Source organism: Spirosoma oryzicola, assembly GCF_021233055.1.
In the GTDB taxonomy this organism is placed as follows: domain Bacteria; phylum Bacteroidota; class Bacteroidia; order Cytophagales; family Spirosomataceae; genus Spirosoma; species Spirosoma oryzicola.
Window position 1 is genome coordinate 1,314,647 of record NZ_CP089538.1, and the last position, 25,737, is coordinate 1,340,383.

Here is a 25,737-nt window from a genome sequence, read left to right on the forward strand (position 1 = left end):
ATGGCAAAAGGAATTTTGCCAGATGCATCCTGACAGTTTTACCGTTCAGAAGAAATTCTTATTGAACGATACTCGCCGAAAGTATCTTGTTCGTTAATGATGTATCTTGTTTTGCCTAAAACGTATAGACAGATTGAAGGTCAGTCTGAAATCCAACTGTTAATTTTTTCAATTTTTTGTTATGAGCATCACATTAGGAGAGCTTCGCGGTACTACTGACGCTATGGTATATGCCTTGAAGGGACAAGGGCTAGGCGATAGCGATGCTTTTCTGGAAGCGACCAAAACCCCACACGACCGTAAAGCGTTAGCCTCTGTCACGGGTATTGATCAAAAATTATTGTTGCACCTGGCTAACCGGGCCGATTTGGCGCGTGTTAAAGGAATCGGTCGCGTTTACAGCGATCTGATGGAGGAAGCGGGCGTGGATACCATTGTGGAGCTAGCCCAGCGTTCGGCCATCAACTTACACGCTAAGCTAATTGAAATCAACAGCAAACGGCAGTTTACGCAACGTCCACCGTCGGTAGAGCAGGTAACACATTTTGTGGAGCAGGCAAAGAGTTTGCCTAGAGTGCTGGAATACTAGGAATCGCGCTTAATAAGGGGTTAAGCGAATTATCCTTCACGATAACGTATAGTGTGGCGGGTGCAGGAGTCAGATAGGACGTACAGCACCCGCCATTGTTATAATTGATAGGCTTTCCGGCCCGGTTCGCGTAGGTACCGGCTCAACCGTTCTTCCAGTTCTGACAGGGTCAGGTTAGTAAATAATTCACCGTTTAAGGCGAGCGTAAGCCGTCCACTTTCTTCCGAAACGGCGATAATAGCCGCGTCAGTAGCTTCACTCATGCCCAATGCCGCCCGGTGACGAAAGCCCAGGGTAGAGGGTAACTCGTCATCGTCCGAAACCGGCAGAATACAACGAGCGGATTGTATGCGTCCATCACTGATAATTACAGCTCCGTCGTGGAGTGGACTGTATTGGCTGAAAATTGCCAGCAGTAGCGGCTTCGACACTTCCGCATCGATGGATTCGCCGGATTGAACGAATTTTTCCAGGTCATCATTTTTGCGGATAACGATCAATCCACCCGAAAACTCGGCACTTAGCGTTTTGCAGGCATCCAGAACAGGCCGAAGCGCGGTAATGAACTCGGGAGCGGGTGGCTGGCGAAGTACCCATCGGCGAAGCCATCGGCTGTTGGCAACGTTAGTCGACTTACCAATAAGCAGTAAAAAACGCCGGATTTCCTGCTGGAAGATAATGATCAGGGCCAACGCGCCGACGCTGATAAAGTACTCCAGGATGGTCGTCAGCAGGTTTAAGCCAAGGGCTTTAACGAGCAGGTAAGCAAAATAAACCAGTAGGTATCCAACGAACACCCGACTCGCTACGCTACCACGGACCAGGTTATAGATTTGATAAATAAGTAGGGCAACTAGTGAGATATCGAGCAGGTCGAGCCAGCCGACATCTAAAAAGCCTAAGCGAAAGGCCAGCATGTACGAAAAAGGTAATGGTTTGGCCTTAAAGATACTCAGATTATGATGCGTTGTCTACTCAATCAGCACAAAACGATTCTTCGGGTCTTTCTTGACCTACTGGCCCCGATTGGCTAAGAAAAATACAATGTAGGCGTTGGTAAATCTTACAAAGTCGGATTAGCCCAGCTTTCAATTTCCATCGTTTCGCCCTCAGTAGCGATATACGTCTCCGGAAATACGGGTCTGGCTTCGCCTAGAAACAAATCATACTGTTTGTAGCGTGACGAAAAATGCCCGATCAGCAACCGGCCAACCTTCGCCTGGGCGGCAATGGTAGCGGCCTGTTTGGCCGTCGAGTGATAAACTTCCGCGGCTCGCTGGGCATTGTCTTCCATGAACGTTGCTTCGTGGTACAGCAGATCGACGCCTTGCAGCTGCGGAACCAGGTCTTCAATATAGCGCGTATCAGAGCAGAAGGCGTAGGAACGGGCGGGCGACCCCGGCTCAGTCACATCATCGGCTGCGTGAATGACCTGTCTCTCTGCGTTCAGGATGTCGTGGCCATCTTTAAGTTGCTTCAGGTAATTTACCGGAATGTCATCGGGGAGTCGTTGCCGGATCAGCTTCCGGGGGTGAGGCTTTTCCCGAAACAAATAACCCGAGCAGTCGATCCGGTGCTGAAGTGGAATCGACTCCACCGTCAACTGCGGGTGATCGAGCAGTAGGGTTGGCGTCTCGGGATCAACGGCCTGAAAGTGCAACCGATAGCCGAGCCGCGAATCCGACATCCGAAAGATGGTAGTCAGGATTTCGTCCAGGCCGCGCGGACCGAACAGAAACAGATCTTCCGTCCGTCCCCCCAGATTCAGCGTGGATAGGAGTGGAGCTAACCCAAAATAATGATCGCCGTGGAGATGGCTGATAAAGATGTAGCGAAGCCGCCCCGACCGTATCTTTTGCTCGATCAATCGGAGCTGCGTCCCTTCACCGCAGTCAATAAGCATGTAGTCGTTCCCTACCGTCAGCAGCTGGGCTGTTGGATGGTACCGTAACGAAGGAGTTGCCGAACCAGCCCCTAGTATGGTAAGGGCAAACAGGGGGCTGGTTGGGCGGTGGTGGTGTTCACTTTCGTGACCAGGAATAGTACTGTTAATCGGCGTCCCGGCTGATGCTTCCCCCTGCGTCATACTCATCGTCTTCCTCACTGCGAAAATCGTTCTCCAATTCGTTCATAAACACCGCATCGATCGCTTCTTCTACCGTAGGCAGAATGTTCAGATCGCTGATGTTAGCCGTGTCCAGAAACTCAATCAATTCATCATTCTTGGTAACTAACACCAGTAAGCCCAGTTCGTTAGAACATTGCCGGTTTATTTTTCGAATGGTACTAACACCTGCCTGGTCAACCGTTTGTACCGAAGCCATGTCGACAATTATATTGCTGTAGCCAGACCGGAACAAGGAGCGGCTAAGCGTCTCGAAGTCAGTAGGAACGTCACCACCGAGCTCACTTTCGGCTAACCGGATCAGGGCGTACTGCTCGTTTTTTTCAATCGTGTAATTCATGAACGTTAATGCTTTCAGGCGTTTGGATTTATGAGGATGTTTAGAAAAGCGGTTGCTTGCCGCACCTGAATGAAGCGAAGCAGCGCCAAAAAAAGCCGAAATGGCCGAGCGGGCAACTTAGTCTAGTAAATCGACAAATCAAACGGAAAGTGATTTACGAACATTCGTTTCAATACGGTTCAATGGATCAACAGTGGCATCGGCAGGCTGGAAACGTTGTCCCGTCACGGTTTCGAACAACTCGATGTAACGAGCGGAGATCTGCTCAACCCACTCGTCTGACATCGCCGGTACGGTTTGCCCTGTCTTGCCCTGAAAACCATTGGCAATAAGCCACTCGCGTACAAACTCTTTAGACAGTTGCTTTTGGGGTTGATTAGCTTGCAGATTCGATTCGTACGAGTCGGCGTAGAAATAACGTGATGAATCGGGCGTATGCACTTCGTCAATAAGAATGACCTTTCTGTCGAGGTTGCCGAATTCGTATTTCGTATCGACCAAAATCAATCCGCGCTTGGCGGCCATCGCCGTACCCCGCTCAAAAAGCGCCAGAGCATAGCGCTCCAGCTGAACGTATTCCGCTTCGTTGACAATACCCTGGCTAAGAATTTCTTCCCGGCTGATGTCTTCGTCATGGCCTTCGTGAGCTTTAGTCGACGGCGTGATGATCGGATTGGGGAGACGGTCGTTTTCGCGTAGGCCGTCGGGCAAGGACACGCCACACAATGTGCGGTGACCATCCCGGTATTGCCGCCACGCATGACCCGCCAGATAACCCCGCACCACCATCTCAACGGCGTACGGTTCACATTTCAGACCGACGCTTACGTTTGGGTCGGGCGTGTCTAGCAACCAGTTTGGAACAATATCCGCCGTTGCGCCCAAAAAATAAGCGGCTGTTTGATTCAGAACCTGGCCCTTGTAAGGAATCGGGCGTGGCAGAACCACATCGAAAGCCGAAATCCGGTCGGAGGCAATCATCACTAATTTGTCGGGGAAGGAGTATACATCCCGTACTTTACCCCGGTAAAAACCCGTCTGACCGGGGAACTGAAAGTTTGTTTCCTGAATTGCGTTCATCTATCTAGGTTTGGCGTTTCTAGGGTTGTAGCCTGCGTCATCACAGGCTACAACCCTAGAAACGATTACAATTTTTCGAGTACAATTGCCGAAGCGCCCCCACCGCCGTTGCAGATACCCGCAACGCCGATTTGACCACTTTTTTGCTGAAGCACGTTCGTAAGCGTGGTTACAATCCGTGCGCCCGACGCGCCCAGTGGGTGACCAATCGATACGGCTCCCCCGAACACGTTTAGCTTCTCCTGGGGTACGTGCAGAATTTCGCTAAAGGCCAGCGGAACAACCGCAAACGCTTCGTTAACCTCAAAATAATCGACATCGCTGGTTTGTAAACCAGCCCGTTGAAGGGCCAGCGGAACCGCTTTGGTCGGGGCCGTTGTAAACCACTGAGGCTCCTGTTCGGCATCGGCATAAGCCAGAATGCGGGCCAGTGGTTTTAGGCCGAGTTCATCCGCTTTCTGACGGCTCATAATCACCAGTGCCGAAGCGCCATCGCTGATCGGTGACGAGCTGGCGGCTGTTACCGTTCCCGTCGGACTGAAGGCAGGCTTAAGCGTGGGGATTTTGTCGTACCTGACATTTGTATACTCTTCGTCGGCAGTTACCGTGACCGTTCCTTTACGGTCTGTAACATCGACCGGAATAATTTCAGCGCTGAACTGACCGCCCTGTGTACTGGCTTCGGATCGGCGGTATGACTGTACGGTAAAGGTGTCCTGAGACTCGCGACTGATCGCGTATTTTTGGGCCGTTTGATCGGCAAACACGCCCATCGCGCATTGATCATAAACATCGACCAGACCGTCGCGGGCTAAACCATCCACCAGCTCGGCATTTCCATATTTATAACCAAATCGAGCTTTAGGAACGTAATACGGCGTGTTGGACATGCTTTCCATCCCACCGGCCACCACGACATCAGCCAGCCCAAGCTGAATCATCTGCGCTGCCAGCATAATTGCTTTCGTTCCCGATGCGCATACCTTATTGATGGTGGTACAGGGGATTGTGGCTGGTAGTCCGGCTTTTAAGGCCGCTTGTTTGGCAGGTGCCTGACCGACGTTGGCCGAAACAACATTACCCATGTATACTTCCTGAACCTGGTCGGCCGAAACACCCGCGCGGGTCAAGGCACCCCGGATGGCTGCTGCACCCAGATCAGTTGCCGACAAAGTGGACAGAACTCCGCCGAATGAGCCAATCGGCGTCCGGACAGCAGAAATAATTACGACTTCATTCATGTTGATAGCGCAAACAGAAATAGCTAGTTATACGTTGAATAACACCAAACGGAGCTACTAAATTTACCAACGACTTCCGTTTGCCTTCGTTTTCTTTGTTGCCTGTCGGGCCGAGCTGGTCAGGGCATAAGGAAGATCATCTTCCTGCATCGCATCAAGCAACTGAAGGGCTTGCTCTTCGCTAAGATCCAGCCGCTGGAATCGATGCAACAATTCGTCCTGTCGGGCCGAGCGTTCTACCTGTTGTCCTCCAAACGGGCGGGATCTATTGAGTAACTCTTCTTCTTTGTCCGTTGCTTTCTGCCGTCTGGTTGGATCGGGAATTTTTCCCGAAAACCGCTTCTTGATTAATTCAAAGTCATACCGGGCGGGTGCATTCTCTGAATCTTCCAGCAGGGCTCGTTCAAAAAAAACAAGCGCAGTAGCACTGTCCTGCTGAAGACAGGCGATCACACCGAGCTGGGTCGCGGCTACCGTTCGTAGATCAGGTCGATCTGAGCGAAGCAGCACCTCATATTGAGAACGAGCTTTCCCGTATCGCTTAAGGTGGAAATAGGTGTGCCCAAGATTCAGTCGAACCCCCGGATCAATGGTTGTTGTGATGCGGCTCAAATTGGCGTAAAGGTGCATGGCACGCGTATAGTCGCCCGCTTTGTAAGCGGCTTCGGCTTCTAACCTAGCTTCATTATTTCGCGAAATCTGGTTTAAGGAGCGGGGAGTATCCCACCAAAGCCAGACAGCTATGAATAAATAAATCATACGTCAATAACGCATCCGTTGCCAAAAATAAGGTGAAACTTTGAGATGCGCTCAAAGTCGGAACGTTCTTACTGTTATAACAAGGTCAAATGCCAGCAGGACAAGCGCAGCTATCAAAAAGTAATAGTACTTATTGGTTGAAGCGGCCACACTGTTTTGATCGAAACGTACACCCTGTTGCGCCAGAAGTGTGCTCGCTAATTCACGGAGGTATTGACCATTTGCATCGGCTTCGATATAATGTCCATGCCCATCAAGAGCCAGTTCCTGAAGAAATCCTCTGTTTAGTTGACTTCGCACAATCTGTTGGCTTTCGTCGCGTATAAAATCGCGTCCTTCACGGATCGAGGAACCCGTCTCTGTACCTACGCCTACGGTGATAAGCGGCAGGCCAGCGGTCTGAAGGCTGGAAAGCTCAGTGCGATTGCAGGAGCCAAAATTCTCTCCGTCACTGAACAGCACGAGCGCTTTGGCATTGAGCCGGGTCGACGAATCTGTCAGAAATTTCTGGCGGGCCAATTCGATCGCTGTGCATAGGTCGGTGCCCCCGGCATTAGCCTTATTGGTACGGATGTCGCGTACGAAACGCTTGATGGCATCATGGTCAGCGGTAAGCGGTGACAACACGAACGACTCGTTGGAGGCAAGAATCAACCCAAACCGATCAGTGGCTAGTGTATCGCAGAGCTGTTGAATGTCATATTTCACTCGTTCAAGTCGCGACGGTACCGCATCGGTTGCATCCATGGAGCGGGATACATCGATCAATAGGTACACATCTCGTCCGGTCATCGTTGCGCTTTGTTCAACTTCTCCAAATGAGGGGCCCAGCAAAGCAATGAGTAGCAGAGTTAGGTAGCTGCTGCGCAAAAAAAACTTTGGAATGACACCCCAGGCGGACGTATTTAATTGACGCGCCAGCCGAAATGTACGGAGAATGTACAGCCCGTACAGAGCAACAAACAGGACAATTAAAAAAAAATCAGTGCTTGAAAACGAATAAAGCCAGTTCATGAAAAGCGGTGATGTGCCTGACAATGACGAAGTTCCTCCGCAAGTGTCAATCTAAGGAGCGACGAAATTACGACTTATTGAAAAAATTTTCTTCATGATCGCTTGCAGTGAACAAATAATCCTGCTACCTTTGTGTCCCAATCATTCAGGTAATGAATGAGCGGCTACGGAGAGATGCCTGAGAGGCCGAAAGGAACAGTTTGCTAAACTGTCGTACTGGTAACGGTACCGAGGGTTCGAATCCCTCTCTCTCCGCAGGAGCAATTAACGAAAGAAATTCGCGTTCAGCGAAGATCATCAGCAAAAGCTCGTTCTTCGGGGTGTAGCGTAGCCCGGTATCGCGCCTGCTTTGGGAGCAGGAGGTCGTAGGTTCGAATCCTGCCACCCCGACACTAAAAGTTTATAGTTTTTGAGTTTTATAGTTTTCAGTTGGTTATGTTAACTGTAAACTTTTCAACCGAAAGCTATAAACTTTTTTTTATTTGGTCCCGTAGCTCAGCTGGATAGAGCATCTGCCTTCTAAGCAGACGGTCAAGCGTTCGAATCGCTTCGGGGTCACGTTGATTATAAGCCGGTTAGCTTCGTTGCTGATTGGCTTTTTTATTTTAGGTCTTACTCGCTTCTAACGCTCCATTGCTACTTGTCGGCAGTTGTGCTCGATGGATCTTCCTCGGTGATTGTAAAGGAAATGGCTCTGCTGTTGGGCGTGACTTCCTGATGCGTCCACTCACTGTATCGACGGGTAAACGCGGCTCCGTAGTAGAAAATTAGGGACGCATAAAAAATAAAGAGCAGTACTAAAATGATTGCTCCCGATTGCCCGTACATCGACGCGACCGGACTGTTGATTAGTAAGCGATTTAAAACGCTCTCGCCCGCTTTGAAAAGAACACTGGTGAATAGCGCACCCAGCCAGACGGATTGCCAGGGTATACGTATGTCAGGTAGAAACTTGAGCAGGCTGGCAAACCAAACGACGCGGATAAGTATCGAGACCGAATAATGCCCCAAACCTGTCAGTTCGTTGTAGTAGGATAGTGAGGAAAGCGACAAACTGTTGCCCGTCACCGTCATCAACTGCTCGACGGCTACCGATAAGCTAAGCAACAAGCCTGATCCAATGATAATGGCTAAAGCAACCAGTTTATCGACCAGTGTGTACAATACGTTGCGGCCGGGTTTCGATTTAATGTTCCAGAGCTGGTTGAGCGAATTTTTTAAGATGGCAAACAACGTCGTTGATGCTACAAACAACAGCACAAAGCCAAGAATCGTTAGCAGCGGGTCTGGTTTAGGCTGCTGAAGGCGTTGCGAAATGTCTTCCAGTTGACTAGCGCTTTTATGACCAAACAATTCGGCTAACTCCTCAATTAGCGCACCGCTGATGTACTGATAGCGTTTGTTGAAAAGCTGACTAAATACACTGCTAAGGATAATAACGATAGGAGGCAAGGCGAAAAAGGCAAAGAAAGCGGTGGCTCCTGCCATACGAATCGGGTCATTAGCCCGCAACGTATCGAACGCTTGTTTCAAAAGCTGGAAGGCCGAAATCGCTTTTTTCACAGGGGAACAGTCTGGGTGTATAAAGACAACCCGCTGCTTAGGTCTAGAGTTTATTGCGGACTTGTTAAATAGATGCAGTCCGCTGTTTGGTACTGACACAAATAAGCCAGGTATCAACTGATGCCTGGCTTACCTTACCTTGACTATTTCATGCACTTCCTTAACTACTGATATGCGTAGATAGCAGCAATCGTGAGGATTCGGCGCGTCAGCATTCTTGGCTTAGTTGACACCCCATTTTACTTTAATCTTTCGGATCTCGTCGAGAATAAAACGGATACGATAATCAAGGGAAGCCACCCGCCTTTTTATTGACTGCTGACGCTCCACGATTGCCTTTAGTCTGGATGCTGCCAGCCTGGTTTTTTCCTGCATAATCTGTTGCGGAATGGTCAGTCTGTTTTTCATGGCTTTTGTAAAGGTTAGTCGATAAAACAAATAAGCCGGACCCAATATGGGCCCGGCTTACCTAGTTCTAAATCTATCAAATGTACCTGCTATTAACACCAGCAAGCCGAATAAGATGTGAATCGTGAGGATTCGGTACACATGCGCAGTAACTTCATCCGCAACGATGCGTTAGCGAATCATCCTTTAGAAGCTGTAACGCGCTCCAATCTGGACCTGGAAGGGGTCGCCCGAGGGGGTTACGACACCCGTATTGTTGACACGGTACGTGAACTGCTGCGTTGTCTGGCTGAAACCGGGTACGGCTGCCGTACTGCCCGAAGCCGGAACACCAAGGGCGTAGAGGGACTGTGTACCCAGCGAGCGGTTGATACCCCAGTCTTTGTTCAGGAAGTTAGCAAAGTTGAAGATGTCAGCTGAGACCTCAACTGCGTGGTTTTTATGCAGTCTGAACCGCTTAAGCGCCCGTATATCGAATACGCCGTAGAAGCCGTTGATCCCGCCGTTCCGTTCCGCAATCCGACCCGAATAGGCGTTGATGTAATTTTTCAGACTTTGGCTGGCCGCACCGCTTTCCAATAATGTTTGCAGACCCGACCGTACGTTTGCCGGTACGCCTTCGCTGTTGCGGTCAAAGACGAACGCCAGATCGTTGGTAGCTACGAAATCAGCGTTGGTGTTAGCACCCGACAGCAACGAATATCGTGTACCACCGATGCCTGAGTAACGAACGCCCAGGGTAATACCAAAGAATGAAGGCAGCGTACCGTAGAACACAACTTTGTGCCGGAAATGGTTGTCCGAATAGGTCATTCGGCTCAGGTTGCGCGGATCGTCTTTAACCGGCAGCGACAGCGTTGCGGTGTTTGCTACGTTACCGTTGTACGATGTATTGTCGTGGGTATCGTTCCAGGTGTAGCTGGCCGTAACTTCGCCATCGCGGAAATATTGCCAGGTAGCATCCGCCACAACCGCAAACTGATTGACGCGTCCTTCGCTGTTCAACTCCAGTACCCGACCCAGTTTCTTGCTGATACGGCCCTGCTGCCAGTCACCCACACCACTCGATGGCATGCTCGCGAGGGGTACGTACACCCCCCGGTTGTCTTCGTTGGCGAGTCGGAAAAATGGATCGGTTACCATGTTCCGGTCAACGTACATGTAGTTGTTCCGACCCAGCGACATGTAGCCCGCAATACCGACTCGTAACTTTTCGGTCAGGAAGTGTGTGTACGATAGGTTTGCTTTGTAAAGCATCGGGATCTTTGCGTTTGGCCCCGTCATGTTGATGGTTGGCACCTGGAAAGCCGTCAGCGTTGGAATGTTGGCCGCACTCTGCCGGTAGGCTGTAAAATCAGGTGTTGGTACGTCAGCACCCCGCACGTCAACCGTAGCAAAATGCTTTCCGTCGAAGGTCAGGTTGTTGATCAGCATGTAGTTGTTAATGTCCGAGGCAAACACTCCCGCACCGAAGCGAACAAAATCTTTATGCTGCTCATTCACGTCCCAGTTAAACTGCAAGCGAGGCTGTACGATAAACGATTTGATCTGATTGTCGGTCCGTAGGTTTAGTTCGTCGAACACCAGTTGGTTAAACTGCGCTTTCGGATAGTGTGCGTAGTCGAAGCGTAAACCTGCCGTCATTTCCAGACCCCGTGCCAACTGGGTACTCAACTGACCATAAACACCGGCGTTGATGGTGTTTCCAACCACCGTGGGGTCCGCTACCAGAGGCACCTCCCGATAGTACCGGTACGGTTGCAGCGCGTTGAATTTGTCGAGCGACGACGTACTTCCATCAACGTTATAGTGGAACCGGCCATTCACCTCACTGCCGTACAGCGAACGAGCGTGGGTGTACATCAGGTCCAGTCCGAACGTGTATTGAATTCGGTCGGTATTGTAGTACAGGTTGTCGACCAGTTGCACGACATTGTTGGTAAAGCCTTCCTGCGCGAAGCGGTGACCACCCATCTGGATGTTGGTTGAGAGCGTGCGTCCATCGACCGTCGAAACCACGTTTTCTACGATGTTACGTGGAATGTTGGCGGCTGGCAGCTGATCGCCGGGACCGCTTTTCTGGTAGGTGTAGAGGTGCTGAAGTTTTAGCTCGTTGGTTATTTTGGGCGTAAACGTCGTGCGGAGCGTCGCCAGCAAGCTGTTGTCGATGTTGTAGTCGTTCCCGTACGATTCGTAGATGTTGATGGCCGTATTGTCCGCCAGACCCAACTTGTTGCGGTCATTGGTGTAGTTGTTCCGGATGGTCAGCAGGTTGTTCTGGTTGATCTGCCAGTCGATACGAGCGAAGGCGGCATCCGAACCCCGGTTTTTGTCGAACGTACCGTACTGAGGGGTGTTCGATACGCCGTATTTGCTGCGGGCGATGTCAACGAAGCGGTCGAGTGTGGTGCGGGTTACGTTGAAGCGGCTTTCGTCGAGGGATGTTTGCACATCAGCGATGATCAACGGACGCGAATCCTGCTGGTGGTCCCAGACAACGAAGTAGTGAAGTTTGTCTTTGATGATCGGTCCGCCCAGCGAGAAGCCGAACTGATTGGTCGAGAACTTATTGTTCCGCAGGTTACCGCGAATGTCGTACTTGCTCGATAGCCAGTTGGCACGGGTGTAGTTGAAAACGCTACCGGTCAGTTTGTTCGTGCCCGATTTGGTCACGGCGCTGACGATACCACCCCCGGCGCGGCCATAAACCACGTCATACTGGTTGGTGATGACCTTAAATTCCCGAACGGCTTCAATCGAGATCGAGTAGGGGGCACCGCTACGGCTGGTCGTTGCACCCGCCGAGGTTGGGTTTTTGGCCGTCATCCCGTCGATGGTATAGTTCGTCGATGAGCCGATCTGCCCCGATAGGTTACCGTTATTGCCACTTAAGGGCGACAGGTTAACGAGCGAGGTAAAGTTACGGCCATTGACTGGCATGGTGATAAGCGTTTTGGCCGTGATTGCCGTGGCTGCACCCAGGTTGTCCGTCTTGTTTTTCAGACCCGATGCTACCACCTGTACGACTTCCAGATCCTGACCCGTTTCCTGCATAGTCAGGTTAATCCGAATCGCGTCTCCCTGGTTGACCATGTAGCCAGTCCGGCGCTGTTCGCCCAGCCCAACCGCCGTAGACCAGATGGTGTAAGGTCCGCCCAGCGGCAGCTCTTTAAGCTGGTATTCACCCTGCGCGTTGGTGACAGTACCGGTCGAAAAGCCCGTCGATTCGTTGCGGACTCGAACGGTAGCACCCGGTAGCGGGGATTTCTGATTGTCGGTAATTACTCCCGAAATGGAAGCCTGGGTTGTTTGAGCGACTAGGTTACGACTAGCCAAACAACTCACGAGAAAGAGAATTGTAGTAAGTAGATACGTTTTCATGAAGAGGAAGCGTAAAATTTCCTGCTGCAAAGAGAGCGTACCTACTTTACTTCGACGTTACCGATCTGTTACCAATTTGTGACCTTTGTTGCCCAATAATGAAGCAATTGTGTCGGATATGTGAAGAGAGCTATGCCTAAACTAACGGTTTGTACATAACTCATGCAAAACCCACGGCAAATGATTTGCGGTGCTACTTTTTCGGCTAAATGTACTATTGGCTTAATGTTAAGCGAGCGCCGGCCATCCACGTTAATTTGACCGGCTGTTCATAGAAAATACTACGAATTGTTGCCTGGTAGGTTGGTGGAAGCGTTACCGCGTGTTTCAGCCGTACCACATCCGAAGCCATAGGCAGACGGCCACACGACCAGATAGCAACCTCGTTCCAGTAGCCGCTCCGAAGCGTGTACATCTGGTCGCAGGCAGCTTTTGTCTGAAACGTAGACGAGTTCGAAAAGGCAGAGCTTTCAGTCGGCGAACAAATACTTCTGATTTGCCACTCATACTGCGTGGAGTTGGCTAGTCCGCTTAGCGTATAAGTACCAGAATTTCCGATGGAGAGGTTACTGACGATTGTCCAGTCTGCTGAGCCTACCACCCGCCAGCGGATCTCCGCCCGCGTGTCGGTAGTTCCGCCGTAAAAATACCAGCTAAACGTTGCCGAGTTTTCGGTAATCGTATGCGTATACAATGAACTGGGAACAGAGCAGGGTACCGTTGAAAAGGTAGCCGTTGCCGAATAGTCCGAATACTGGTTGTCCTGACAATGCGTTCGTAACTGCCATTCATAATTCGTACCTGTTGCAAGATCCGTAAGAGTTATAGCACTGCCCGTCAGATTATCGCGCGATATCCAGTCTGCTGAGCCTACCCGACGGTAGCGTAGATCGTAACGGACATCGATTCCCGTCGGATTCCAGTTCAGACTGGCACTTGTTACTGTAATCGTACCAGTGTACATATTGTCTGGCATTCGGCATCGGGTGGTAAAAGCAGGCCCCGACACAAAGGCGGTGTTGTTCGACGGTGAGCACGTTGTTTTGATCTGCCATTCATACGTGGTGTTATTTGCTAAGCCGGTTACGTTATAGCTACCGTTGGAAAGCGAAGCCGTCAGGCTACTAACCGTCGTCCAGTCAGGATTGCCCATGGCCCGGTACCGTATCTCGTAGGTAGTTCCTGCTTCGTTCTCTACGTACCAGTATAACTGTGCCGACGAAGAGGTCACGAAGGAAGCGTAAAGGCCACCTGTGAACGGGACATTGCATTGCGTTGTAAATGTAGCGACTGCCGAATAATCGGATTGGGTACTGGACGAACACCGGTGACTGACACGCCATTCGTAGGTGCTATTAGTCTGTAAACCCGTCAGCGAAAAGAACGTAGAAGGCTGGTTACTGACAGTGGTCCAGTCGGTGCTTCCCGAAGGCCGGTACTGAATGTCATAGGTACTGTTTGATTCGGAACTTCCGTTTATGTACCACGATAACGCAGCGCCGGTGGCCGTTGCTCTACTGTATAGGCTTGCAGGAACCAGACAGCGCGTCGTGAAGTAGCTCGACGGCGAAAAATCAGACTGGTCTGCTGCCGAGCAAATACTTTTGACCTGCCATTCGTATTGCGTATCGTTTGCCAAGCCCGTAAACGTATAGTCAGTCGTAGTCAATCCTGAAATCACCTTCCAGTCTGCGGTTCCTACCGGACGGTAGCGAATCTCTGATTGACGACCGACTTCGTAATAGTTCAGATACCAGGTCACATAAGCGGATGCCGATACTACATAAGGTGCTGTCAGTGAGTAAGGAGGCAGGCAGGATAAGGTCGAGAAGGTCTGAAGGGCAATAAAATCAGTACTGACCGTTGGTGAGCAGACGCTTTGAACCTGCCATTCGTAGGCCGTCGAAGGGGATAAACCAGTGAGCGAATAAGACGTGGCTGTTAGGCTGTTGACCGTTGTCCAGTCAGGGGTTCCGGCTGCCCGCCAGCGTAGAGTATACGTTTGGTTAGGAGCTGTGCCATTCCAGTAGATGTTGGCTGATGTGCGTGATGAATACGCACTCGGGAAGGTTGGCTGCAAACAGGGGATAGTAAAACGAACCGGCCCTTCATATCGGTCACTGCCCGTGGCGCGGACCCGCCATTCGTAGGTAGCGTTGCTGGCCAATCCATAGAGAATGGTCGTATTGGATGGTATACCGGGTTTACTGGTCCAGTCGGCGTCACCAACGGCCCGCCATTGCACTTCGTAAGTGATACCGGTTCCTAAAGCAGGCCAGGTCAGTTGTGCGCTATTACCGACGAGGGTTGTCGTCAGACCAGCACTGACCACAATGTCAATGGTTGAGCTAAGGCTGCCCGTAGTTGTATTCGAAGGACGTATCCGGTAGTAGTATCGAGTTTGCAGGGTTGTTTTTGAATCAACGAAAGTGGTTGTGTTGGGACCTACTCCGCCAACGGGAACAAAGCTCCCATTTGGTGATGTGGAGCGTTCGATAAAAAAGCCCATCTCATTGTCCGAATTATCCTGCCAGGTCAAGGTAATAATAGTACCGCTCAGGCTGGCGATCAGGTTACTGGGTGCTGTAACGTTGCTCGGTGGCGCATTAAGGGAGTAGTTCGTGTGGCTTTGGCGAAGGGCCAGAGCCGCCTGCATCCGGTCGAACTGCCCCGCCGTAAAATCGTGCGTACAGGGATAATAATACGACATGATGTTTGTTATGGATGGCGAATAAGGTTCTCCATTCGCATCGCGGGCCGTACTGTTGGGATCGTATTGCGGACAACCGTTTACGTAAATTGTTGATGCTCCTGCCTTGTTATAGGGGTCAGCGGGCGTATCGCAGATTAAATCGCCGTCTGTCGTGCAGTTGGCCCCGGCTCCCCGCGTAACCAGCTCGGTAGTTGTACCACTCCCTAGCGTACCATTTCCTGGATTTTGACCAAAGGTGTGAATAAGGCTAAAGTTATGCCCTAACTCGTGGGGAATCAACTGGTTGCCTAAGTATTCGAGAGAACCGGAATTGCTAGCTACGATAAACGAACGAGTAGAGAAGAGGGCGTCGTACGGATAATAAGCATAGCCACCCAAACCTGGATTAGCAAAGCTATTGACATAGTACTGATTCATGGCGTTGGGCGCGTCACGGCCATCAACCGACGAACCCTCCGGGTACGGAAAATTAGAATACAAGCCATCGTTGTCAATGTAATCGGGGCTGGTGCCGGAAAAATAAAATTGAATACCGTAACCGTTTGACAGGTAATAGCTATTAGTAATGGCCATGACCTGATTCAGATTGGCCAGACTGAACCCTTCGGTTCCATTGCTCTTCCGAAAAATGTGAGGGCGAATGGGAACGTAGGTAATTGCTGTAAAGGCGGCTCCCGATGCTCGTTTGCGTTCGAGTGCCAGATTCGCCTGCTTTACCAGCGCACGAGCTTGCTCTACAGTTAAATCGGTTGTACCGCATGTGGGCAGCTGTGGACGCGACTGGGCCCACAGCTGGTTGCTGACAAGCCATGAGAATAAAAGCAGAAAGGTTAAAAGCGAGGTAAAATGTTTATGCATACAGTAAGGCGTAAGGAATAAGTTAATAGGCCAAGTTTGGGTGGAAAACTAGATAAAAGAACGAAAAAATTGTGTGTAATTGAGTGCACAGTTCCGTAAATGTAAACAGACGTCGGCACTTTTTAAGCCATTGGTAAGAAGACTTCACAGATATAAACAAAACCAAAGTAACCCCGCTTGCTTTAGAGCATAGCAGAGGAACTCGGGCGTCGGCTCTGAGTTAATTTGTATAATAAGAACTGGAGTGACCTTGCGGCCAACTGGAGGAAATAAGGAGATAAAAGATAGACGTAATTCAGTTCAACTAGCGAATTTCGGAGCTAAGCGCATCGTTTGCCGAAGTAAAGAGTACCGTTGTCTGCTCGTCCGTTACTAGGGGTATCGACTGAACCAGAAGCTTTGTTTGTAAGCCGCAGCGCCAGGAGCAATCGGAGTAGGGTAAAAATCATTGGGCAGGCCCGAATCCATTCGGAAGCTGTGACCTTGCTGCTCATCAGGGGCCGCGATTTCAGTACGCCAGGCTGGTTTTGGCGTGATACCTTGTTTGGTACTGGGCGTGGCAAAGCGCACTGGTGAAATCAGTGTGTCTAGATCAGAGGCAAGCCGATAAGATACGATCGTCTGGCCGTCAGCTTGCTTTACCCGTTCCTCCACGACAACGAAAGCGCCCGACGAAGCAGATTGGGCGATAGCCTGATTAACCGTGAGAAGAAGCAGTGCGACAACCAATGATTTAGGTACCGACAGACGAACTGATTCGATTAAGCAGGATCTATTTACGACTCTAATTACAAATGCGATAGATGCGGCATAGCGATCTGCATTTACGCAACGTTTCAGCGCTTTGCTCACGCTATAGAACGGAATAGACAGATGATAGAGCATAGTAAAAAACGGTTCGATACTATGGCTGAATTGCTTTGCGCCGTTTCGTATGCTGTACGACTGCTAAGCCTAAACGGCATAATGATTCAGTACTTTCCGTTTGGAACTATAGTGAGCAACGATAATGAAGGAAGAGTTGTTAGAGGCTGCGCGTTAGTCAGCGAGTTGTTAATTAGAAAAATAATTGGTCAATGGTTCATTCATAGCGGGTTACGCAGGGTAAGTCCGCATGTGAATAGTTTTACCGTTGGGTCGGTAATCTGCTGATGTTTACTGTTAGGTGGTGGTATACCATATGATCCTGATCTTGACGAGTAGTGTAAAACAATGTAATTATTGTTGACTAGTAGCGTCGGAGGTAATTTATCGCTGAAAGTCGCTAAACTAGTAGTATCCAGAAGAGCGAGAAAATTGGATAAGACAGCCTTGTACTCGACAAGAGTATCTACGATTTATTGAGTGGAACCGTATTTGTATCGATAAAATAACGGGCAGGGAAGTAATCGCGTGAACGTTGTTTCGACCACGGCAAGGATAATTTATTTGGAGAAGCGTAGATGCGGTCGCTAATACGAAAAGCTAAACGAAAGGAGTGTATAAGTACTAGTTATTCAGTGCCAGAATTTCTCGCTAGTCTAAGGTACTCGTTGGCCGTCTGTGCGGTCTCGGTCAAATAATCGACAATTACTTCATAGTGATCAATGACCGTTTCCACCGTGAATTTTTGGGTCGGAATGCGTAGTGTGATCAGGTGTTCAGGAAGTACGGCTCTGAGCATTGGCGTGAGCGTGACAAACACAAGTTCTCCTTGTACGGTACATTCATCGGTAAATGGCAGCTTCTGTACGCGGATAAGGTCACGGGATAGGTAAGGATTATAAGCCATAATCAGTTAAATACGGTTCGGTATTTGATTGATACTGAAGAACTGACGTTAAAATAGATATTATGTCACCAAATTGCCGAATAATAAATTAGCGGATAAAAAAGTAATAAGGATCAGATACTCGATAAACTACTATGTAAGGCTATATACGTTGCGAGGCTATTTGTTGCATCAGGCGTCGAACAATGTAGTCTATATTTTCTATAAGTATACAATTTTAGTGGATTCTAGGTCTTACGCCTGACCGTGTAAGAATCCGTTGAACCTGCAAAGCCTGCCACCGGGCTCTGGATAAACCTGTTCAGCAACGAACATCCGCTATTCGCTTTGCCACACCATCAACACGTAAACGAATAACTACTCATTATCCTTGTTTTCGTTCTTAAGCAGTAGACCTGCTTAGGTTGGAGACAAACTAGTCAGTGTGCCTTATATTCGAACGCGAAAGCGATCACTCAGCCAATCTGCTCAACTGTAATGCGATTTATTTGCGCCATTCTCGTCGCTCTATCAACTACGCTGCATTGCGTGGCCCAGCCGACTCAGCCACCGGGTACCACCCTTACATACCGAAATCCGGTCATTGCGGGTGACTTCGCCGATCCCTCCGTTATTCGCGTGGGTAACACCTACTACGCAGTCGGAACGTCATCGGAGTGGGGACCGGCATACCCTATCTACACCTCCACTGATCTGGTCAACTGGACGCATGTCGGGTCTGTTTTCAATACGATACCGGACTGGACGATGGGCAGTTTTTGGGCACCGGAGCTTTTCTTCCGGAACGGTACTTTTTACGTGTACTACACGGCCCGTCGAAAATCCGATAAGCATTCATACATCGGTGTCGCCAGCACCCGCGACATTCGGCAGGGGTTTACCGATCATGGTTTACTGCTGGAATGGACGACCGAAGCGATCGATGCTTTTGTGCTTGAAGAAGATGGTAAACTGTACATCACCTGGAAAGCCTACGGGCTGGATAAAGGAAAGGATATTGAAATTCTGGGAGCGGAACTGGCTGCGGACGGACTGAAGGTGACTGGAAAGGCATTTTCAATGCTGAAAGCTGAGCGGAACAACTGGGAAGGGGGTGGGGCCGAAGGACAGGCAATTGTTAAACGAGGCCGTTACTATTACATGACGTATTCGGGAAATTCCTGTTGCGGAGCGGGTTGCAATTATCAGGTTGGGGTGGCCCGCGCGGAAAAATTGCAGGGTCCCTGGGTCAAATACACGGGAAATCCGGTGTTGGTGAGCGATCAAACCTGGAAATGTCCCGGACATGGAACAATCGTGACTACGCCGGATAATCGCTATTTTTATCTGCATCATGCCTACAACGGCGTCGATTTTACGCAAACGGGCCGTCAGGGGGTGCTCAGCGAACTGGTTTGGGACGACAAAACCCAGTGGCCTACGTTCCGGTACGGGACGACAACGCCCGCTCAGGCGGAATCGCCGGGCAAAACGAAGCAACAGCAGCCCGACCTGACCGCGAATTTTGGTGAAAAGTCAAACGATATACCCTGGGTGTGGGATGTCAGCTCACCCAAACCGGTCTTTTCGGTCCATGACAATCAATTGCATCTGACGAATAGGCAGTCTGGACCGATGGGTAGTTTTCTGGGGCTGGTTATCAAAAAAGGAACGTACACGTTTGCTGCTGATGTGACTCCCCAGGCGGATGTGCTTCAGAGCATATGTTTGTACGGAGATGCCAGTAACGCCCTGGGACTTGGCGTGCGCAAAGGATCGCTTGAGCTTTGGCAGATCAAAGACGGAACACGGACGGTGTTGGAGAGTAAGTCAATTCCTGATGACGTCCCTTCCGTCAACGTGCAGTTGAAAAGCCGGTTCGGGCAGTTCTACGAATTTAGCTGGAAGACTAAAGAAGCGCAGCCGCAATTACTGACCAAAACGCCACTGGATGGCTCGTATCTGCCCCGCTGGGACCGGGCTCCCCGCATCGGCATCAGCGTTTCTGGAGCGGCCAATAGCAGCAGCACGATTCGATCCGTCGAGATGAAATACGAGTAAGGTTCTCGTTGGGCTCAGAAATCAGGTCTGTATCATTATCGTGCCGTCCGACTCTCAAACCAGACGGTGGTGAAGCGTGATGTCGGTTTTTCAAACCGGGCAGGCGACCCCGCCGACATCACGCTTCACCGTCTATGGGCATTTGTAGCCTTTATTCGTTCTTCTTTCGTTCGGCTTCCAGCGCCAGCACGTTATTGTTGGCAATTTTCAGACCGGCGGTGGGTAATTTGCCAACCGGGCGTACCTCTATGAACTGATCGCCCTGATTGACAATCTCTACCTTCTGCTTTCTGAACGGAATTGTATCGGCTCCCGATTGGGTTGTTACAAACACAAACTTGCCATCGCCGTCATCCAGCAGAGCCGTGCGCGGCAGGGTATGTTCACTGATGCGCTCGCCGGTACCGATGATACGTGCCTGTACGTTCATGTCAGCCGCCAGTAGTTCATCTTTAGGTCGGGTAAAACTGACGTGCAGCGTAATGGCCCGGTTTTCATCGTTCACCGAGCGGGCAATGTACGTGACGCGGCCCTTCACTGGTGCAATGGAGCGGTTGACAAATTGCAACTCAACGGGCTGGCCTTCGCGAACGTAATCGGCATCTTTTTCGTAGACGAATACATTGGCTTCGATGCGGTTGGGATTGATGATTTCGGCCAGCAGCGTCTGCGGTTCGACCAACGCACCCAAGCTCTCGTGAAATTTGGAGACATAGCCATCAATCGGTGAACGAATGATGAGGCCCGATGTGAGACTTACCTGACGCTGTTGAATGATGTTGGATGTACCCACGCCAATAATCGTCAGTTTGTCTTTCAACGCCAGTTCGCGGGCGCGGGCTGCTTTCAGTTTGGCGTCAGCCGACTGGAATTGGGCCAATACGCCAATGTTGCTTTTGCGGAGTTCATCCTGCCGTTTGTACTCCGCTTCCAGAAACTCTACATCGGCATGGGCAGCTGCATAGTCGTTTTGCAGTTCCAGCAGTTCGAAGCTTGACAGACGAACAATCGGCTGCCCCTTACGCACGGGCTGACCCTCGCGAACAAAGATCCGGTCGATCTTGCCCGCGATGTGGCTGCTGACTTCCGCGCGGCTGTCGGGCAACAGCCGAATAACGCCATTTGCGTAAATGATTGGTTTCAGCGCCCGCTTTTCGAAATCGACCAGATCGATATTGACCGTTTTCAACTGATTGGCAGTCAGTCGCACTGTATCGGTACTCGTAACGACCGTTGTTTTTTTCGACTCGGTAGCCTGATCTTTTCCGTCAGAGTCACCGCAGGAGGTTAGCCCGCCGAGCAGTGGAAGGAATCCAATATAGATGATGATAGGGTTGCGTTTCATGTTATTCGCCTTTGATATAGTGCAACGTGATGACAGCTTGATTGAAGGAAAGCAGGGCGTCGAGATAACCCTGTCGGATTTTAAAGGCCTGCTGTACGTTGAGCAGGTAATCGTAATAGCCGATGCTTCCCAGGCGGTAGCCATCACTAGCCGCTTTAATGATCTCTTCAGCCTGCGGTAACCCCGTCACCGTATAGTAATCCAACGCTTCCTGATACTGTAGGTAGTCGGCAATCGCTTTGTCGTAGTCGCCCCGAAGCTCGTACTGGTTCAAGGTAATCTGACTTTTGGCAATGGCTACGTCAGTCTGGGCGGCATTGATCCGCGACCGGGCTACCCAACCCCAAACCGGCAGTGAAAGGCCAAACCGGAATCGGTACAGAAGTGGTGATTCTGGCCCACCCTGGTTCAGATACCCAACGATGATATTAGGTAACCGGCGCTTTTTTTCCAGCTTCAACAACGACTCGCTCAACTGCTGATTCTGCTCATAGAAGCTTGTTTGCGGATTACGAATAAAGGTGCTGTCGGATGCCAGTAGCGGAGCAAGCTTACTATCGGGAGCGAAATTCATTCGCTGAAACGGCCCGGTAACACGCAGGCTTGTATCGTTGGGCGTTCCAATGAGCAAGCCCAACTGAATCCGGCTGCTGCGAACGCGGGCGCGGGTCTGATCCAGCTGATAATTCAGCTCCTGCTGCTGCGAACGCGCGTTGAGCACCTCGATGCGTGAAATCTGACCAACACGCTGGCGGGTCTCGGTTACTTTGGTGAATACCAGCAACAAACTATCCTGACGTCGGTAATTGGTGATGCTTTCGCGCAGATAAAGTAAATTGTTGTAGACGGTCCGCACGTTATAGCGCAACGTGTTCGTCGTGATGCCTTTCTCCCGCTGGCTCAGCTTGACTTGCTGCTCCTGCACGATCCGCTGATTTTTATACACCGTTGGCAGCGACACGGGCAGCAAAACACCGGGCTGGAATCGGGTCGTGGTTGGTGCTTCGAAAATAAGTTCGGGACCCGACAGGCTCAGCGCGCCCGGAATCAGCGCTCGTTGTTTATCGATCCGAAGGTTTGCCACGTTTACCTGCGGGTTATCGCTGTTAGCGCGGGCGAGCGCTTCGGGCAGTGTAATAACATGGTACGATTGAGCCGAAGCCGATATCGCTCCGAAAGTTACACCCAGTAGTGTCAATAGGTATCTCATGCTACGTTCACCTCCTTTTCTGTTTCTTTCGGTTGTTGCGTTTTTGGTGAAAACAAGGCGTACAAAACGGGTAATACAATCAGTGTCAGTACGGTTGCGGTTAGTAGTCCGCCGATTACGACCGTTGCCAGTGGCTTCTGAACTTCGGCTCCTACGCTGGTAGACAAGGCCATCGGCATGAAACCAAGGGCTGCTACGAAGGATGTCATGAGCACGGGACGCAGGCGCTCCTGTAGGCCCCGCAACACCCGCTCGTTGGGGTCGGTGACGCCTTCGTCGGCCAGCGCATTGAAGTGACTGACCAGCAGAATACCGTTCAATACGGCTACGCCGAACAGGGCAATGAAGCCGACACCCGCTGAAATACTGAAGTTCATACTTCGCAGGAGCAGGGAGAAAATTCCGCCTACTGCCGACAAAGGCACCACGGCGTAGATGAGCAGACTATCCCGGAAGTTGCCGAACGTCAGGTAAAGCAAGCCGAAGATGACCAGCAGCGATACCGGCAGTACCAGGGCCAGCCGATCTTTAGCGCGGCTGAAGTTTTCGAATTCGCCCCCGTAGGTGATTGAGTAATCATCCGGCAGTTTAACCCGCTGGCCGACGGCTTTCATCACGTCGTTGACTACCGATTCCAGATCACGCTCCCGAACGTTAAACCCGATGTTGACAACCCGTTTCATATCGACGTGTGTAATTTCGGAGGGGCCAACATTTTCGCTGATTTCGGCCAGCTCGCGCAGCGGAATCGGATTGTTATTCTGATCGTTGACGAGCAGGTTTTCGATGGCTTCGGGACGTACCCGGTCAGCACCCGCCAGGCGGAACGTCAGATCAAAGCGTTTGTCACCTTCGTACACGACACCCGCCGTGGCCCCGCCAAAGGCCATCTGAATGGCCCGGTTGATTTGCTCGACTTTGATACCGTGGACCGCCAGTCGTTGGCGGTCGTATTTGATATTGAGCTGGGGCAAACCAAACACTTTGCTCGCCTTCACATCAACGGCACCCGGAACCTGCCGAATCACCTGAATGATGGAACGCATCTTGGCAACCAGTGTATCCAGGTTGTCGCCGTAAAGCTGAGCTACTACGTCGGTACGGGCGCCGTTCATCATGTCGTTCACGCGGCTTTCAATGGGCTGCGTGATGGCGTAAATGGGTCCCGGAAACTGAGCCATGAATTTATTGACCTCAACGGCTAAGTCTTCCTGCGTAGCGGCTTTCTTCCAGGTGTGCTTGTCCGTCAGGGACAGGTAAAGCTCCTGCGATTCGAGCGGAAGTGGATCGACTTTTACTTCGGAGGTGCCGATCTTGGAAACGACCCCTTTGATTTCGTCAGGAAACGCTTTGAGCAGGGATTCCTGAAATGTGCGGCTTAGTCGGATGGATTCGGTCAGGGGGGTACCGGTCGGTAAATCCATGTCGATCATCATATCGCCTTCCTGCAACTTGGGAATGAACTCGCCACCAATGCGGGTAAAGCCGATAATGCCCGCTACAAGAATACCGGCGGCTACGCCAACCACGACCAGCTTGGCGCGCAATCCCGCCACGAGTACCGGGCGAAGTAACCGATAAAAAAACTGGACAATTTTTTCGGAGAAACCGTGATCATGGAGCGACTTGGGCGGGCGTAACAACAGCGCGCTCATCATTGGCACATAGGTAATAGACAGGAGCAGCGCGCCCAGAATGGCGAAACCAACCGTTTTGGCCATTGGCGAAAACATCTTTCCTTCAACACCTTCCAGCGTCAGAATGGGAAAATACACGATCAGGATAATCAGTCCGCCAAAGACTACCGACCGTTTAACGTCGGAGGTAGAGGCAATGACTACCTCCTGGCGGTCTTTGTACGTCAGCCTGCTGGCTGTCCCATCCGCTCTTGTTTTTTCTTCCTGCCGACGGGCCATGGCAACCGCCAGAAACAAGACTGCCGACTCGACAACGATGATAGCCGGATCGACCAGCAGACCAAAGTCGATCGCACCCAGACTCATGATGTTGCCGACCAGATCGAACTGACGCATCCAGATAAAGGCAAACAGCATCGCCAATGGAATGACCGATGCCGCCAGCAAACTCGCCCGCCAGTTGCCGAGTAAAACTAGGATTACAATGACGACAATGGCCGCTCCTTCGATGAGGTTATGCGCTACCGTTTCGATGGCAGCACTCACGATTTTGGAACGATCCAGGAACGGTTCGATGATCAAACCGTCGGGTAGTCCGGCCTGAATCTCGGCGAATTTGTCTTTTAGCCGTCCAATCACCTCATTGCCGTTAGCGCCTTTCATCATCAGGATGGAGCCGCCCGCTACTTCACCCGTTCCATTCTGACTCAGCGCCCCGAAACGAAGTGCGTGACCCATTTCTACGTCGGCCACATCGCGGACCAGCACGGGCGCATTGCCGTTTTTACGGACCACTGTCTGAGCAATTTCGTCGAGGTTATTGACCAGCCCGATGCCACGAATGGTGTAGGCTTTATTATCTTTTTCAATGTAGGCCCCGCCCGTGTTGCCATTCCCCTGCGAAAGAGCTGCGTACAGATCATCGACCGTCACGCCGAGCGCCCGCATCCGGTCCGGTTTGAGCTTGGCCTGGTATTCTTTGCTGTAGCCGCCGTACCCACTTACGTCCGCAACGCCCGGCATTCCCAGCAGTTTGCGCCGGATGTACCAGTCCTGTAAGGTTCGTATTTCGGTCAGCGTATACCGTGGATGATCAGGGTCTTCGGGGCGAATGACGTACTGGTAAATTTCGCCCAGACCCGTAGAGACGGGACCGAGTACGGGTGTACCTGCCCCCTCTGGGATGTCGGCTTTTACCCCTTCGAGCCGTTCGAACACCTGCTGACGAGCCCAGTAGATGTCAGTCTCGTCGGTAAAGATCAGTTTGAGAACCGACGAGCCGAATTTTGATACCGACCGGGCTTCGATCAGGCCGGGGATGTTAGCCATCGCCATTTCGAGGGGCGTGGTAATGAATTTCTCGATTTCGAGCGACGACAGGTTTGGCGAGTTCGTAATCACGTCTACCTGCTGATTCGTCACATCGGGAACGGCATCAATGGGCAGATTTTTCAGTGAATACGTACCATAACCGATCAGGCCAAGCAGTAGCAGGCCTAGTGTCCAGGGGCTCCGGACGCTGTAGGCAATCAAGCGATCAATCATGTATGTATAAGGTAGATAAGTACTGTCGAATCAGCCTCCGTTACGAGATTAATTCGTTGGCAAATTGGCGCGTAGGAATAAAGAGGAGCTTAGAAAATTCTTAGAATTCGCTTAGAAG

The 25,737-nt window shown here is 50.9% G+C and carries 18 protein-coding genes and 3 tRNA genes; 5 read left to right on the forward strand and 16 right to left on the reverse strand.

Annotation, left to right across the window (positions count from 1 at the left end; genetic code table 11):
• Nucleotides 1–181 precede the first annotated feature (181 nt).
• Nucleotides 182–589 (forward strand): DUF4332 domain-containing protein, encoded by a 408-nt coding sequence (locus tag LQ777_RS05335; RefSeq protein WP_232561489.1) that lies wholly within the window; start codon nt 182–184, stop codon nt 587–589.
• 98 nt (nt 590–687) lie between these two features.
• On the opposite strand, the gene cdaA is transcribed toward LQ777_RS05335, so the two are convergent.
• The 7 genes from cdaA to LQ777_RS05370 form a co-directional block, all read right to left on the reverse strand.
• A complete protein-coding gene (cdaA, locus tag LQ777_RS05340) occupies nt 688–1,506 on the reverse strand; it encodes a diadenylate cyclase CdaA (RefSeq protein ID WP_232561490.1) in 819 nt (272 codons plus the stop codon).
• A gap of 146 nt (nt 1,507–1,652) precedes the next feature.
• On the reverse strand, nt 1,653–2,681 hold the full coding sequence (locus LQ777_RS05345; RefSeq protein ID WP_232561491.1) for a ribonuclease Z: 1,029 nt from the start codon (nt 2,679–2,681) through the stop codon (nt 1,653–1,655).
• Complete coding sequence (locus LQ777_RS05350; RefSeq protein ID WP_232561492.1) at nt 2,638–3,054, reverse strand: STAS domain-containing protein; 417 nt, start codon at nt 3,052–3,054, stop codon at nt 2,638–2,640. The genes LQ777_RS05345 and LQ777_RS05350 overlap by 44 nt, the downstream gene beginning before the upstream one ends.
• Before the next feature lie 138 nt (nt 3,055–3,192).
• Nucleotides 3,193–4,134 (reverse strand): phosphoribosylaminoimidazolesuccinocarboxamide synthase, encoded by a 942-nt coding sequence (locus LQ777_RS05355; RefSeq protein ID WP_232561493.1) that lies wholly within the window; start codon nt 4,132–4,134, stop codon nt 3,193–3,195.
• A gap of 65 nt (nt 4,135–4,199) precedes the next feature.
• The gene (locus LQ777_RS05360; RefSeq protein WP_232561494.1) at nt 4,200–5,375 is read right to left on the reverse strand and encodes an acetyl-CoA C-acyltransferase; all 1,176 of its coding nucleotides are present in this window, start codon (nt 5,373–5,375) and stop codon (nt 4,200–4,202) included.
• A 63-nt stretch (nt 5,376–5,438) separates the two neighbouring features.
• On the reverse strand, nt 5,439–6,134 hold the full coding sequence (locus LQ777_RS05365) for a tetratricopeptide repeat protein (RefSeq protein WP_232561495.1): 696 nt from the start codon (nt 6,132–6,134) through the stop codon (nt 5,439–5,441).
• 51 nt (nt 6,135–6,185) lie between these two features.
• A complete protein-coding gene (locus LQ777_RS05370; RefSeq protein ID WP_232561496.1) occupies nt 6,186–7,148 on the reverse strand; it encodes a vWA domain-containing protein in 963 nt (320 codons plus the stop codon).
• Between the two features lie 168 nt (nt 7,149–7,316).
• Between LQ777_RS05370 and LQ777_RS05375 the strand changes: the two genes are divergently transcribed.
• From LQ777_RS05375 to LQ777_RS05385, 3 genes are all read left to right on the forward strand, one after another.
• Nucleotides 7,317–7,403: transfer RNA gene (locus tag LQ777_RS05375), tRNA-Ser, on the forward strand.
• A gap of 61 nt (nt 7,404–7,464) precedes the next feature.
• A tRNA-Pro gene (locus LQ777_RS05380) sits at nt 7,465–7,538 on the forward strand.
• 94 nt (nt 7,539–7,632) lie between these two features.
• A tRNA-Arg gene (locus LQ777_RS05385) sits at nt 7,633–7,706 on the forward strand.
• Nucleotides 7,707–7,784: 78 nt separating this feature from the next.
• Here LQ777_RS05385 and LQ777_RS05390 read toward each other — a convergent pair.
• The 6 genes from LQ777_RS05390 to LQ777_RS05415 all read right to left on the reverse strand — a co-directional run bounded on the left by LQ777_RS05390 (nt 7,785) and on the right by LQ777_RS05415 (nt 17,842).
• Nucleotides 7,785–8,711 (reverse strand): YihY/virulence factor BrkB family protein, encoded by a 927-nt coding sequence (locus tag LQ777_RS05390; protein WP_232561497.1) that lies wholly within the window; start codon nt 8,709–8,711, stop codon nt 7,785–7,787.
• 222 nt (nt 8,712–8,933) lie between these two features.
• On the reverse strand, nt 8,934–9,119 hold the full coding sequence (locus tag LQ777_RS05395; protein ID WP_232561498.1) for a hypothetical protein: 186 nt from the start codon (nt 9,117–9,119) through the stop codon (nt 8,934–8,936).
• A gap of 186 nt (nt 9,120–9,305) precedes the next feature.
• Nucleotides 9,306–12,500 carry a TonB-dependent receptor gene (locus LQ777_RS05400; protein WP_232561499.1) on the reverse strand — a complete coding sequence of 1,065 codons (3,195 nt, stop codon included), beginning with the start codon at nt 12,498–12,500 and terminating at the stop codon, nt 9,306–9,308.
• 214 nt (nt 12,501–12,714) lie between these two features.
• Nucleotides 12,715–16,071 carry a fibronectin type III domain-containing protein gene (locus LQ777_RS05405; RefSeq protein WP_232561500.1) on the reverse strand — a complete coding sequence of 1,119 codons (3,357 nt, stop codon included), beginning with the start codon at nt 16,069–16,071 and terminating at the stop codon, nt 12,715–12,717.
• A gap of 372 nt (nt 16,072–16,443) precedes the next feature.
• Nucleotides 16,444–16,956: a hypothetical protein gene (locus LQ777_RS05410; protein ID WP_232561501.1), complete on the reverse strand. Its 513-nt coding sequence runs from the start codon at nt 16,954–16,956 to the stop codon at nt 16,444–16,446.
• Nucleotides 16,957–17,563: 607 nt separating this feature from the next.
• Nucleotides 17,564–17,842, reverse strand: coding sequence for a hypothetical protein (locus LQ777_RS05415; RefSeq protein ID WP_232561502.1), 279 nt, complete (start codon nt 17,840–17,842; stop codon nt 17,564–17,566).
• Between the two features lie 477 nt (nt 17,843–18,319).
• Here LQ777_RS05415 and LQ777_RS05420 point away from each other — a divergent pair, with 477 nt between their 5' ends.
• Nucleotides 18,320–19,882: a glycoside hydrolase family 43 protein gene (locus LQ777_RS05420; protein WP_232561503.1), complete on the forward strand. Its 1,563-nt coding sequence runs from the start codon at nt 18,320–18,322 to the stop codon at nt 19,880–19,882.
• A 151-nt stretch (nt 19,883–20,033) separates the two neighbouring features.
• Here the strand turns inward: LQ777_RS05420 and LQ777_RS05425 are convergent, their stop codons facing one another.
• Genes LQ777_RS05425 through LQ777_RS05435 form a run of 3 tightly spaced genes read right to left on the reverse strand, consistent with a single transcriptional unit; the run spans nt 20,034 to nt 25,619 of the window.
• Entirely contained in the window at nt 20,034–21,227 is a 1,194-nt protein-coding gene (locus LQ777_RS05425; protein ID WP_232561504.1) for an efflux RND transporter periplasmic adaptor subunit, read from the reverse strand.
• Between the two features lies 1 nt (nt 21,228).
• Nucleotides 21,229–22,437, reverse strand: a complete 1,209-nt coding sequence (locus LQ777_RS05430) for a TolC family protein (RefSeq protein WP_232561505.1) — start codon at nt 22,435–22,437, stop codon at nt 21,229–21,231.
• Nucleotides 22,434–25,619 carry an efflux RND transporter permease subunit gene (locus LQ777_RS05435; RefSeq protein WP_232561506.1) on the reverse strand — a complete coding sequence of 1,062 codons (3,186 nt, stop codon included), beginning with the start codon at nt 25,617–25,619 and terminating at the stop codon, nt 22,434–22,436. The genes LQ777_RS05430 and LQ777_RS05435 overlap by 4 nt, the downstream gene beginning before the upstream one ends.
• Nucleotides 25,620–25,737: the final 118 nt, after the last annotated feature.